The organism is Halalkalibacter sp. APA_J-10(15) (genome assembly GCF_023017105.1).
Taxonomy (GTDB): Bacteria; Bacillota; Bacilli; order Bacillales; family Bacillaceae_D; genus Halalkalibacter.
Genome location: NZ_JALKEV010000008.1, coordinates 131,384 through 143,124, shown reverse-complemented (window position 1 = coordinate 143,124; position 11,741 = coordinate 131,384). Strand labels below are relative to the sequence as shown.

General features: G+C 37.5%; 14 protein-coding genes and 1 riboswitch. Of the genes, 4 read left to right on the top strand and 10 right to left on the bottom strand.

Features of this window, described 5'->3' with window-relative positions:
• Nucleotides 1–7: 7 nt before the first annotated feature.
• Nucleotides 8–2,854 (bottom strand): 2-oxoglutarate dehydrogenase E1 component, encoded by a 2,847-nt coding sequence (locus tag MW695_RS11300; protein WP_247105423.1) that lies wholly within the window; start codon nt 2,852–2,854, stop codon nt 8–10.
• A gap of 256 nt (nt 2,855–3,110) precedes the next feature.
• Here MW695_RS11300 and MW695_RS11295 point away from each other — a divergent pair, with 256 nt between their 5' ends.
• Nucleotides 3,111–3,689, top strand: coding sequence for a hypothetical protein (locus MW695_RS11295; protein ID WP_247105422.1), 579 nt, complete (start codon nt 3,111–3,113; stop codon nt 3,687–3,689).
• On the opposite strand, the gene MW695_RS11290 is transcribed toward MW695_RS11295, so the two are convergent.
• A complete protein-coding gene (locus MW695_RS11290) occupies nt 3,678–3,959 on the bottom strand; it encodes a hypothetical protein (RefSeq protein WP_247105421.1) in 282 nt (93 codons plus the stop codon). The genes MW695_RS11295 and MW695_RS11290 overlap by 12 nt on opposite strands.
• Nucleotides 3,960–4,051: 92 nt before the next feature.
• Nucleotides 4,052–4,693 (bottom strand): nitroreductase family protein, encoded by a 642-nt coding sequence (locus tag MW695_RS11285; protein WP_247105420.1) that lies wholly within the window; start codon nt 4,691–4,693, stop codon nt 4,052–4,054.
• Between the two features lie 209 nt (nt 4,694–4,902).
• On the opposite strand from MW695_RS11285, the gene MW695_RS11280 reads away from it, so the two are divergent.
• Complete coding sequence (locus tag MW695_RS11280; RefSeq protein ID WP_247105419.1) at nt 4,903–5,415, top strand: manganese efflux pump; 513 nt, start codon at nt 4,903–4,905, stop codon at nt 5,413–5,415.
• A gap of 48 nt (nt 5,416–5,463) precedes the next feature.
• Here the strand turns inward: MW695_RS11280 and MW695_RS11275 are convergent, their stop codons facing one another.
• Nucleotides 5,464–5,751 carry a hypothetical protein gene (locus MW695_RS11275; RefSeq protein WP_247105418.1) on the bottom strand — a complete coding sequence of 96 codons (288 nt, stop codon included), beginning with the start codon at nt 5,749–5,751 and terminating at the stop codon, nt 5,464–5,466.
• Between the two features lie 179 nt (nt 5,752–5,930).
• Nucleotides 5,931–6,101 carry a hypothetical protein gene (locus MW695_RS11270; protein ID WP_247105417.1) on the bottom strand — a complete coding sequence of 57 codons (171 nt, stop codon included), beginning with the start codon at nt 6,099–6,101 and terminating at the stop codon, nt 5,931–5,933.
• 348 nt (nt 6,102–6,449) lie between these two features.
• Between MW695_RS11270 and MW695_RS22695 the strand changes: the two genes are divergently transcribed.
• Complete coding sequence (locus MW695_RS22695) at nt 6,450–6,578, top strand: hypothetical protein (RefSeq protein ID WP_260505908.1); 129 nt, start codon at nt 6,450–6,452, stop codon at nt 6,576–6,578.
• A 313-nt stretch (nt 6,579–6,891) separates the two neighbouring features.
• Here the strand turns inward: MW695_RS22695 and queF are convergent, their stop codons facing one another.
• From queF to queC, 4 genes are read right to left on the bottom strand one after another with little or no spacing between them, the layout of a single operon-like run.
• A complete protein-coding gene (queF, locus tag MW695_RS11265) occupies nt 6,892–7,389 on the bottom strand; it encodes a preQ(1) synthase (protein WP_247105416.1) in 498 nt (165 codons plus the stop codon).
• A 22-nt stretch (nt 7,390–7,411) separates the two neighbouring features.
• The gene (queE, locus tag MW695_RS11260) at nt 7,412–8,119 is read right to left on the bottom strand and encodes a 7-carboxy-7-deazaguanine synthase QueE (protein WP_247105415.1); all 708 of its coding nucleotides are present in this window, start codon (nt 8,117–8,119) and stop codon (nt 7,412–7,414) included.
• A complete protein-coding gene (gene queD / locus MW695_RS11255) occupies nt 8,116–8,541 on the bottom strand; it encodes a 6-carboxytetrahydropterin synthase QueD (RefSeq protein ID WP_247105414.1) in 426 nt (141 codons plus the stop codon). The genes queE and queD overlap by 4 nt, the downstream gene beginning before the upstream one ends.
• The gene (gene queC, locus MW695_RS11250; protein ID WP_247105413.1) at nt 8,541–9,206 is read right to left on the bottom strand and encodes a 7-cyano-7-deazaguanine synthase QueC; all 666 of its coding nucleotides are present in this window, start codon (nt 9,204–9,206) and stop codon (nt 8,541–8,543) included. Before queC ends, queD begins: the two co-directional genes overlap by 1 nt.
• A 122-nt stretch (nt 9,207–9,328) precedes the next feature.
• Nucleotides 9,329–9,372, bottom strand: a riboswitch (PreQ1 riboswitch).
• A gap of 122 nt (nt 9,373–9,494) precedes the next feature.
• On the opposite strand from queC, the gene MW695_RS11245 reads away from it, so the two are divergent.
• Nucleotides 9,495–10,727: an aminopeptidase gene (locus tag MW695_RS11245; RefSeq protein ID WP_247105412.1), complete on the top strand. Its 1,233-nt coding sequence runs from the start codon at nt 9,495–9,497 to the stop codon at nt 10,725–10,727.
• A gap of 701 nt (nt 10,728–11,428) precedes the next feature.
• Here MW695_RS11245 and MW695_RS11240 read toward each other — a convergent pair.
• Nucleotides 11,429–11,689: a restriction endonuclease gene (locus MW695_RS11240; protein ID WP_247105411.1), complete on the bottom strand. Its 261-nt coding sequence runs from the start codon at nt 11,687–11,689 to the stop codon at nt 11,429–11,431.
• Between the last annotated feature and the right edge of the window lie 52 nt (nt 11,690–11,741).

The window sequence follows — 11,741 nt, the reverse complement described above, 5'->3', positions numbered from 1 at the left end:
CCTCCTCTTAGTGTTTACGTGTCAAAGATTCTGTCACAATACGTAGTTGTTCTTTCTTATGAGAAACCGGATCTCCCTCTGATGGACTTGAGCGATGTGTTCGACCTATGTAGCTAACCGACACATCCTCGGGTGCAATTTCTTTCACTCTAGATTCCATAAAAGGCCATGCTCCCATATTTTTTGGTTCTTCTTGAACCCATACAACTTCTTTTAGGTTTTTATACTTTGAGAACAAAGAACGAATAGGTCGTTTTGGGAATGGATAAAGCTCTTCAACTCGAGCGATATGCAACCAATCCCAATCTTCATCTTGCTTTTTCACTTGATCAGCTAGATCAATTGCAACCTTTCCACTACACAATATAATGCGTTCAACTTTATCGACCTTTTCTCCTAAACCTGCTTGCTCGTATACAGGTAAAAATTCCCCATCAGTAAAAGCATCATGTGTGGAAGCCACATCCTGATTACGCAACAAACTCTTTGGTGTCATAATAATTAATGGTCTTACAGCATTTTTTTGGAGGATTTTTGCTTGTCTTCTTAAAATATGGAAATATTGGGCTGCTGACGTACAGTTCGCAATCGTCCAATTATTCTCAGCAGCAAGAACTAAAAAGCGCTCCACTCTTCCACTAGAATGCTCAGGACCTTGACCTTCATATCCATGAGGTAAAAGAATGACCAAGCCAGACTTTTGCCCCCATTTCGCTCGACCTGCTGACACCCATTGATCAAAAATAACTTGAGCACCATTAGCAAAGTCGCCAAACTGTGCTTCCCATAGAACTAGCGTTTCTGGTGATTGAACGTTATAGCCATATTCAAAACCAACTACCGCTTGCTCAGATAGCGGGCTATTATACACAGCGAATGATGCATTGGCTCCATCAAATTCTTGAAGAGGAGTGAACACCTTATCATTTGAGCGATCATGTAAGACAAGATGTCGATGAGCAAACGTTCCTCGTTCAGAATCTTGTCCACTGAGACGAATAGGAGTTCCATCATGCAAAATCGTTGCAAACGCTAATGTTTCTGCTAAAGCCCAATCTACTTTACCGTCTTCCTTAAATGCATCTCCACGGCGCTTTAGAATTTTTTCGAGTTTCACATTCGCTTTGAATTCATTGGGCCAATTCAATAATTGTTCATTTAATTCTTTTAACGTTTCAAGTGCTACATTGGTCTTTAACTTAGGTAACCCATTGACGATATAATCAGGCGGTGATAATTCAAACGTCTTTTCCCTCTTCTTTGCGACAATTTCATCATAATCAGCTTGCAATGTTGATTGAAATTCTTTATCTAATTCATCACCGTAGGATGCGGCGATCTCTTCGTTGCTAGCTAGCTGTTCTGCATAAATTGCACGAACGGTAGGATGTTTGCGAATTTTTTCATAAGTACCCGGTTGAGTAACTGCAGGTTCATCCATCTCATTATGTCCAAAGCGGCGGTAACCAATTAAATCAATAAGAAAATCTTTCTTGTACTTATTGCGATACAATACTGCTAAATGAATAGCCGCAATACAGGCCTCTGGATCATCGGCATTTACATGAATGATCGGAATCTCAAATCCTTTTGCTGGGTCACTTGCATATGTCGTTGATCTTGAATCATACGTTTCTGTCGTAAAGCCAATATTATTATTTGCAATAATATGTAGCGATCCTCCAACTTGATATCCTTTTAATCGACTTAAATTCAACGTTTCTGTTACGATACCTTGACCAGGGAACGCTGCATCTCCATGAATTAAAACCGAGTAAGCCTGAGAAACATCTTGCTTAGGAAACCCTTTTTTACTACGATCTTCTTGCGCTGCCCGAGCATACCCTTCCACGATCGGACTTACAAATTCTAAGTGACTAGGATTGTTTGCTAGTGAAACAATCGCTTCAGCTGTATTCTCATCACGAATTTGACGATCTGCTCCTAAATGGTATTTCACATCACCTGTCCAACCATTTTTTGTTCCAGTTGAATTATCAGAAGGAATTAAGTCTTTTGGTGCATGTAAAAATTCAGAAAAAATCATCTTGTAAGGTTTATTTAACGTATGTGCTAACACATTTAAACGACCACGATGAGCCATACCAATTAATACGTGTTTTGTACCATTATGTACTACATCTCTAACAGCTTCATCTAACATTGGAACTAAGATGTCTAACCCCTCAATAGAGAACCGCTTTTGCCCAACAAATGTGCGATGAATAAACTTTTCAAAGCCCTCTACTTGGGTTAAACGCTTAAGTAGGTTTACTTTTGTTTCTTTTGAAAATGAAGGAATATACTCCCCTGATTCAACCATTTGTACTAACCACTGGCGTTCTTCCAAATCATGAACATGGTTAAATTCAAATGCAATCTTTTTAGTGTAAACATCTTTCAAATAATTAATAGCATCCAATCCATCTTTCACATAAGCAGGTGCATCTGGACAAATTAAATCAACAGGTACATTTTTCACTGAATCCTCAGTTAAATGATATCGCTTTAATTCAAAAATTTCAGAATGCTTGCTTGAGTGGTTAATCGGATTTGTTTCGGATACTAAATGCCCTTTACGGCGAATCATATCTGCTAATTTTACCGCATTCACATACGTCCTCATCTGATTCGATGAAGGCTCAACTTGTGAAGCTGAAACGAAAACACGATTACCTGATGCCGTTTCTTGGTCAGTCGGTGGAGGCCCCCATTCTTCAAATAATTCTCGCATATGTTGATCAACTGAATTGGGGTTTTCTAGAAATGACTCATATAACTCAATGGCGACGCCAAGATTCGGACCATGAAACCCCTGCCATGGTTCTCCCGGATTGTGCTCCTTGCTTGACATGATGTAATTACCTCCTAATTTGCTTCCTAACTAACATCTATGATAGCAATCAATGTATAACGCTTTCACACGTATTTTAACATATTGAGCGAATTTGTTAAAGTTTTACTACATATATTCATAGAATTATTTTGTAAGGTTATTTCACAATAGGTAGAGTGTTCTTTTGTAACATTTCACTAAGAAAATCGGCATAAGCAACCTCTTTTACAAAACAATAAATTATGATATGTTACATTGATGGGAGGTTAAATATATGCTAGAAATTGACAACACCTATAACCAACTTCTTTCGAGAGCTTGTTTAAACTGTCTAGACCCACAATTTCAACCTCCGAAAGATACAGTAGAAAAGGTTGGTTGCTGTTCATATAGTCCTACATTTCAACTTTTAGATATTTTTCGAATGTGTAACGATAATGTGGATCAATTTTGGTCGATCTATCATCACCCAGCTGCTATCATTCATCCTTACTCCATTTTTGTGAAAGCCGAAGTTGATTCAGCATTTGATCAGCTAAACACTCAATCCTTATCGCCGCTTGAAAAAGATGATAAACGAACTAGTTACTCCATTTGTCAATTTTTCAGAAAAGGAAAAGGGTGTTCCCTTCACCCACAATTTAAAAATGCCGTCTGTCGAACGTTTATTTGTACAACAATTGAAGAGCAATTAACGTCGAGTGATCAAAAAACGATGAAAGAAATGATCAAAAAAGTTTATCAAGAAACAAGGGATTTCCAAGCAATTCATAGTAAAAACCTAAAAAGTCAATTCATAGATCTAAGGGACAACCCAAAAGCAATTGTTCACTATTTCCAATCAATTAACTAACACATTTTGCTGAACCCATTCTTCAAATTGCTTTTTCTCATTTTCTGTAAACTGAAACAAATGGCAATCACAACCTTCATCCCGTAATACAACTTGTAAAATGGATTGTCCCGACAGAATCACTAAAGCTTCAGGATCAACTAGTTCCTTTGGCACATCCCCAGAAAAAGCGATAACAAAATGCGTCCATTGATTCACTTCATATTTTTCTTTTACATGAATGTCTGTAAATGTACATTCATGATAATTCTCAAATTCTAAGTCAATCATTTTCTCCTTTCCTCCTTCTTACTTTTTTATTTCTTCTCATAAAAGTCACAATGAAGAAGCCCGCCATTGGGACTTCTTCACGATCATACTACTTAAAAGCTGTTATAAACAGTAACTTGGTCAATAGGCTTTCGTTCTGATGGATAGGCTTCTTTTAAAGTTGTTCCTACTGTCATCAACATGACGGGTACAAAGCGTTGAGGAATGTGAAAAGTCTTGATTAATTCATCCCGTTTAAATCCACCAATTGGACAAGTATCATACCCTTTTTCCTTAGCAGCTAACATAAATTGCATGCCTGCAAGCGAAGCATTCAAAAACGCCGCATCACGTGCAAAGGACGTTTCCTTCCCATGTTCATAAGCACGTTCAATTTGACTAACAAGTGCATCTCGTACTTCTTTTGTCAACTGACCTTTTTCTAATGCAACATCGTATATTTCACTTGCCTCTTGACCCGCTTCACAATCTCCTAATAACACAATCACTGCGGAGCTATCAACTATCTGCTGTTGATAATATGCAATTGGTAACAGCTCTTCTTTTTTCTTTTGATCATCAATAACCAAAAAGCGCCAATGCTGTAAATTCCAAGCGGAAGGTGCGGACGTTGCAGCTTCAAGTAATTCAGTCATTTCTTCTCGTGTTATTTCTAAACCTGGCTTATAATGTTTAACCGAATGACGATTGTTCATTACGGTGATCGCACTTGCTAATTGTTCTTGGATACCCATTCTTCTGTACTCTCCTTCAATATATTCATTTCCTTTATCGTATCTAACGTATCATTCTAGTGTAAACTAATTTGCTCATTTTAAGCATTTTCTAACTTCTAACACGTCGAGCTTTGTCTGTCCATCCATAACACGAAGCAGTTTCTTTCACTTGAGTAGACTAGTTCATTTTATTCGTACATAAGATGGTTGAACGGAGGTGAATCATTTTGACTTATCTAACCATCTTCTTAATGGCTCTTTTAATCAGTTTAGATGCGTTTGCGATCGGATTCTTATTCGGGCTTAAACGAATACGTATCCCATTATCTCTCATTATTATGATTGCGTGCTTTTCTAGTGCGATTATTTTGATCTCAATGACCCTTGGCCGTTTAGTTGGTGATTTCATTCCGACAACGTTAACCGACACTTTATCCGGCTTGTTATTAATCGGATTAGCCTTTTACCACCTTTTTTTTGAAATACCATTTTATCGTAAATCGTTTTTATTCGTTATCACCCTTTTTATGAATATCGACAATATCGGCTACGGATTTCAAGCAGGATTTCAAAACCATTCATTTCTCTTCGCGCCATTATCGGGCATGATCATTTTATTCGCCTTTGTTTTTGGGATCATTTACGGTCACATTACAACAAGTCGTATTATCCTTCATTACTTACGTTTCTTACCTAGCCTTCTATTCTTCTTTCTTGGTTTGCTTAAACTAGTCAAGTAGCTTTTACATGTGAAAAGAACTCAATGAGGTTTCCCTCTGAGTTCTTTCTTAACGAACAATTCCTACACTATGCTGTTTAGCAACCGAAATTTCAAAGAAGTCATCACCATCTTCATATATACGATCAATAATAATGAGAACATCCTCAAACGAGACAGAGTGATTATTCGTCTGATTGCCCTTCATAAATTGTATCATTGCTTGAATCTCTTCATTTATTCGTTTTTCAAGATTTTCATCGGTGGTACGTTTATGACGAATTCGATCAGTAAAATCTTCTGGATATTGAGGTAAACCCATATGACATTCCTCACTTTCATCTTCATATATGTTCATCTTAATTGTAAGTAGAGAAATGATCAACTATTGTGTAAGAATATTTCCTAGGCAAGCGCATAAATCTACAAAGTCCTACAACAAGATAGAGCTTGAGGACATATTGTCGACAATAATTTCATCATTTTGACTTTAATTTAAAACACCCGTAATGAAATACCTTCATTACGGGTGTTGAATTATTCATTTTTTTCGTAAATAATAATGGCTAAGAAACGTTCGCTTGACCCGTCATAGGCTCCTGTTAATTTAATGTCGACAAATTCACCACTTAAATTCTGGATTGTTTCATTGATTCGGTCCTCCATCGTTTTAGATGAAGACGTTTTGATTACTTTTACTTGACGCATCATTAACACCTCCTAAGTAACATTACAATACCTATTCTATACCATTACCTTCTAACCCTTTTTCTAAACAAAATAATCTTAGAAAACCGATTCGGTCACTATCCTCACAACTACATAGCTTTCAATGGCTCACCAGCAACACTTTTGTTCAAAGCTTACATGTTTAGAAGATACGTTGCGTATGTATGTCTCGAGCCATAAACACGAATTTTAGAAAGATCCCTACAACTCCTCAGTACACTATCAGCTTATAACCTAATGTAAGAAAGTAAGGATTGAAATAACACAATTCTTGTTTGCGTACAAGAGAAATTTCAAAAAAGTGATTATCATTATGTCCCCTTAATCATGTTAACAGGCACAACAGAGTTTTCATTCTTCGCGATGGGAAATCCTTATTTTGCAGAAAGTATGCAAGATGGTAGCTTGTTTACGGATGCTGAAAAACTTGCCGAATTTACATTTTACACCAAATAAAACAGTCAACTTTACTCTCATTTTAATACAAAAGAGTCTGCTGTAATGATGTATGAAAATTACGATGCACCTATTTATACGTTGGAAATGGCTTTTGGAGAAGATCTAACTGAAACGTTTTACAATCCTCTCATTTAAACTACTCCTATAAAACTTTTTTATCACAAAAAAACGAGTGCCATTGAAATTAATCAATAGGCACTCTTCACATTGCAAATAAACTATTTATTTTAATGTGGTCACTAGTTCGTCAAAATTGATCACTTTTTATTTAATATGGTCACTCAAAACACTTTTTATTACACGTACAATTCTATCGATTATCTACATTCTCAGGATACAAGTCATGATTCATCATACGGTACTCAGCCATTTTTTCATATTTCGTCCCTGGCTGTCCATAATTTGTATATGGATCTATTGAGATGCCACCACGAGGTGTGAATTTCCCCCACACTTCGATATAGCGAGGATCCATTAATTTAATGAGGTCATTCATAATAATATTCATACAATCCTCGTGGAAATCTCCATGATTACGAAAGCTAAATAAATATAGCTTGAGTGACTTACTTTCGACCATTTTCACATTTGGAATATAGCTAATATAAATCGTCGCAAAATCTGGTTGATTTGTTTTTGGACAGAGGGATGTAAACTCTGGGCAATTAAACTTGACAAAATAATCTCGATTTTGATGCTTATTGTCAAACACTTCTAAGACCGCAGGATTATAAGAAAAGGTATATTCCGTTCCTTGATTACCGAGTAAGTTTACACCGTCTAGTTCGTTATCTGATCGACCGCTCATTTGCTCACCTCCACTTCTGTTATTATACGCCTCGTTTATTTCCCCACACAAAAGTATGCAGTTGAGGTAATACACGAACATCATTCATTTCGACACTGCTTAAGGTCAATTCAATCAGCCATTCATACCTTATCAATAATTGAGAGACGAGTTCATCTTTCTTCGTTGAGGTTACTTGATCATTCCCTACTTGCAAAAACATCGCAACATCAGGATAACGTTGATGGACCATTTTCGCATACTGAAAATCATCTTGATCAAAGATAACAACTTTTAGGCTCACTTGCTCTAACGACAAAAGAGACATCACATCGTCCAATTGATTAAAATCTGTTTTCATTTTTGAACTAGGTGGTTTAGGTGAAATCGTCACTTCATCGATCATCGTTAACCAATCCTGCCAATAGGAACCTTGAGTTTCAAGTGCAACTGTCCAATTCTCTTCATGACATAACTCAACAAACTCAGCAAGTCCTTTATGTAAGGCTGGATTCCCACCTGATATGGTTACATGAGAAAAGCGATTATCACCTTGCTCTTTAAGAGCTGTGACAATCGCAGAAGCATCCATTAACACACTTTTTCCTGTACCGTCCCATGTGAAGCTCGAATCGCACCATGAACAGCGATAATCACACCCTGCCGTTCGAACAAACATAGTCTTCTGACCGATGACCATACCTTCACCTTGAATCGTCGGGCCAAACACCTCCATTACCGGTATCTTCATGATAATTCCTCCGGTTTAGGACGATAAACAACATAGCTTGTAGGTGTTTCACGAACGAGAACCTGTAAGCACTTCGGTTGATGTGGTAACGATTTTAATTTTTCATGAATCGTCTTCCAAATTTGTTCTGCAACACGCTCTGTCGTAGGAAAGATTTCCTTATATTCGTTATGGTCATTTAATAGCGTATGATCATAACGTTTATGGACTAGGTCCTTAATTTGTTTAAAATCGATAAGAAACCCAAGTTCATCAAGTTGATCACCGGCAATCGTAACATTGATAAAATACGTATGGCCGTGCATATTTTTACAAACCCCTGCTTTTTCATCTGGAATGAAATGAGCTGCAGATAAGTTCATATCTTTATTTAATTCATAACGATACGAATGAGGTACCTGTGGGTAAAATTGTTGTAGCACTATTCTTCCCTCCTTTCCTTTTGATTTTCATATTGCTTTAAGCCTTGCATTCTTAGTTTACACGATGGGCACTCTCCACAGCCATCACCACGCACTCCATGATAGCAAGTTAATGTTCTTTCTCGAACAAATGACAAAGCATTTAATTGATCCGCAAGCTCCCAAGTCTCTGCTTTATTAAGCCACATCAGCGGTGTATGAATAACAAATTGCTGGTCCATTGCCAAATTAAGCGTCACGTTCAAAGACTTCACGAATTGATCACGGCAATCAGGATAGCCACTATAATCAGTCTCACAAACACCCGTTACAATATGCTTAGCTCCTATGCTATGGGCGTATACAGCCGCAAATGACAAAAACAGATGATTCCGACCTGGAACAAAGGTTGATGGCAATTCACCATCCACCCCATCCTCGACCTCCATATCATGATGTGTTAATGCATTCGGTGAAAGCTGATTCATAAAGGTCATATCAAGAAGGTGAAAGGAAACTTCTAACTCCTTCGCAATATCTTTTGCACAATTAATTTCTTCGTAATGACGCTGACCGTAATCAAAGGTTACAGTTGCTACTTCTTTAAATTCTTTTAGTGCCCATAATAAACACGTCGTACTATCTTGTCCACCACTAAAGACGACGACCGCCTTATCTTTTTTCATGACTCATTTCTCCTTTAATTAGCGTTAATTGCCGCTATTTATGAAGAACGAGCATTCGATCACTCCTATTAGGTTAATCATTTTATAATAAAACGACAAGAAAACTGTACCACTGTACAGTTATCACCTTAGTTTTTTATAGAGGGAGTTCGCGAACCTCTTTCTTATCACTATTATCATAGCATAGATAAACAATGTCGTGCTATTCTTTTCTCTCGGCCATAATATTGGTATAGTATGTAATGAATGGAATGCATTAATATAAAATTAGAATTGAGGTAGATAAAGATGTCCAGTTTTGCGGAAAAATTAGAGAAATACGCTGAGCTTGCTGTTAAAGTCGGTGTGAACATTCAAAAAGATCAAACTCTTGTTGTACGCTCTCCGATTTCAGCAGTAGACCTCGTTCGACTCGTAGCAAAAAAAGCATACAATGCTGGTGCGAAAAATGTCCATGTCGAATGGAGTGACGAGGAATTAATAAAGACGAAATTTAAGCTTGCCCCCGATGAGGCCTTTCATGAGTATCCGGAATGGATCGCAAAAGGCTATGAAGAAATGGCAGAAGGCGGTGCTGCCTTCTTAAGTATTACCGGCTCAAACCCAGATTTATTAAAAGAGGCTGATCCAGAGCGCGTATCTAATATGAATAAAGCAAGCGGAAAAGCCATGGAAGGCTTCCGTTCTTATATTATGAGCGATAAGATTAGCTGGTCCATTGTCGCAGTTCCATCAGAAGGATGGGCGCAAAAGGTTTTTCCGGATGCTCCTGTTTCAGAAGCGATGGATAAGCTTTGGGAGGCGATCTTCTCAGCAACAAGAATCAATGAGGACGATCCTGTATCCGCCTGGAACGACCACTTAAATAACCTTGACCAAAAAATGAACACATTAAATGAAAAACATTTTCATGCTCTGCATTATCAATCTGAAGGGACGGATCTTGTCATTGAGTTGCCGACTACTCACCTTTGGGTCAGCGGAGGTAGTATCAATAAAGATGGTGTATCTTTTGTTGCTAACATGCCAACCGAAGAAGTATTTACTTCGGCAAAGAAAACGGGTGTGAATGGGACCGTTTCAAGCACGAAACCACTAAATTACGGAGGAACACTCATTAATAATTTTTCGTTAACCTTTAAAGACGGCAAGGTGATTGATTTCAAAGCGGAAGAAGGCTATGAAACATTAAAGCGTTTAATTGAAACGGATGAAGGTTCAAGCTATATTGGTGAGGTCGCACTCGTTCCTCACGATTCTCCGATTTCAAATGCGGATATTATCTTCTTTAATACGTTGTTTGATGAAAATGCGTCAAACCATTTAGCTTTAGGCTCTGCTTACGCTTTTTGTATCGAGGGTGGAAAAGAGATGTCCAAAGAAGAGCTTGAGAAAAACGGATTGAATACGAGCTTAACGCATGTTGACTTCATGATGGGCTCTGCGGATATGAATATTGATGGTGTGTATGAAGACGGGAAGCGTGAGCCGATTTTCCGCGATGGGAATTGGGCGTTTTAATAAGAACGTAGATGTTATAAGTTTCTCAATGATTTAATTACTTATATAACCTTTTATTCAAAAAACAGGCACAATAATCAAATAAAGTTTATCTAATTTCCTCGCTACGTCTTGTTATATCTTCGGCAAGACGTAGCTATAATTCTCTAAGATCATTATTAGAGAAGCATCTCCTAGTCATCCTAAAATCACCTTAACTAGTACTAACGTGCTTTGTACAGATGACCATATCAAGTGCATTTATACATCTCCATTTCTCAGCTTCTCTCCAACTACTATTATTTAAAATTCATTTAATTAGGTTTGTTATCAACTCCGCTTAGATATGAATGGTTCATACACTAGGTGATATCTTGCTCCTTATTTGAAAAATCCCCATTAAACTCTAAAGTAGTTCATGGTTTACTTTTTTAACAAACCCTAACTATAAATAAAAGATTTCAACAAAAAAAGAGAAAAACCGTTCGCTCCCGGGATGGGGGGCACGCTTTCCGCAGGAGGACGCTGAACTAACTGGCTAACGCCAGTGGATTTCAGCCTGCCCTTTCTTCCTGCAGGAGTCGGCCACCCCATCCCGTCCGCTTAGATCCATTTCTGTTGTTAGGCACATTCTTTTAAAATGAGCATATTTTTACTTATATAGTAAATTTTCTTGGATGTCCCCAAAATTATCTGTCTCCTCTATGTATTGTATTGACATTCTATTCATCTTTAAAATAGTCGTACTCTATATCTTTTACAGTGAAGGTTTCTTTAATATGTACTCCTACATCATACGTAATCATTAGTTTAGAGAGGTCTATCCCATCTATTAGGATGATCTTTTTTGACTCAAGCCGTTCAGCATACTTCTTTGCTCCATCTGTAAAGGAGGAAGTAGTTATAAAAACACCTTTTCTTGCTCCCTTTGCATCTAACGCACCTGAAAAACTTTGAACCATTACCGATTGAATTTTTATCACTATTGGGCTGTATAAAAGTACTAAATAACTTCTATTATCCCATCACCAGCCT

Bases quoted from the DNA above. Each gene is read 5' to 3' on its own strand.
- MW695_RS11300 (WP_247105423.1), bottom strand. From the start codon at position 2,854: ATGTCAAGCAAGGAGCACAATCCGGGAGAACCATGGCAGGGGTTTCAT.
- MW695_RS11295 (WP_247105422.1), top strand. From the start codon at position 3,111: ATGCTAGAAATTGACAACACCTATAACCAACTTCTTTCGAGAGCTTGT.
- MW695_RS11290 (WP_247105421.1), bottom strand. From the start codon at position 3,959: ATGATTGACTTAGAATTTGAGAATTATCATGAATGTACATTTACAGAC.
- MW695_RS11285 (WP_247105420.1), bottom strand. From the start codon at position 4,693: ATGGGTATCCAAGAACAATTAGCAAGTGCGATCACCGTAATGAACAAT.
- MW695_RS11275 (WP_247105418.1), bottom strand. From the start codon at position 5,751: ATGAACATATATGAAGATGAAAGTGAGGAATGTCATATGGGTTTACCT.
- MW695_RS11270 (WP_247105417.1), bottom strand. From the start codon at position 6,101: ATGCGTCAAGTAAAAGTAATCAAAACGTCTTCATCTAAAACGATGGAG.
- MW695_RS22695 (WP_260505908.1), top strand. From the start codon at position 6,450: ATGTTAACAGGCACAACAGAGTTTTCATTCTTCGCGATGGGAAATCCT.
- queF (WP_247105416.1), bottom strand. From the start codon at position 7,389: ATGAGCGGTCGATCAGATAACGAACTAGACGGTGTAAACTTACTCGGT.
- queE (WP_247105415.1), bottom strand. From the start codon at position 8,119: ATGAAGATACCGGTAATGGAGGTGTTTGGCCCGACGATTCAAGGTGAA.
- queC (WP_247105413.1), bottom strand. From the start codon at position 9,206: ATGAAAAAAGATAAGGCGGTCGTCGTCTTTAGTGGTGGACAAGATAGT.
- MW695_RS11245 (WP_247105412.1), top strand. From the start codon at position 9,495: ATGTCCAGTTTTGCGGAAAAATTAGAGAAATACGCTGAGCTTGCTGTT.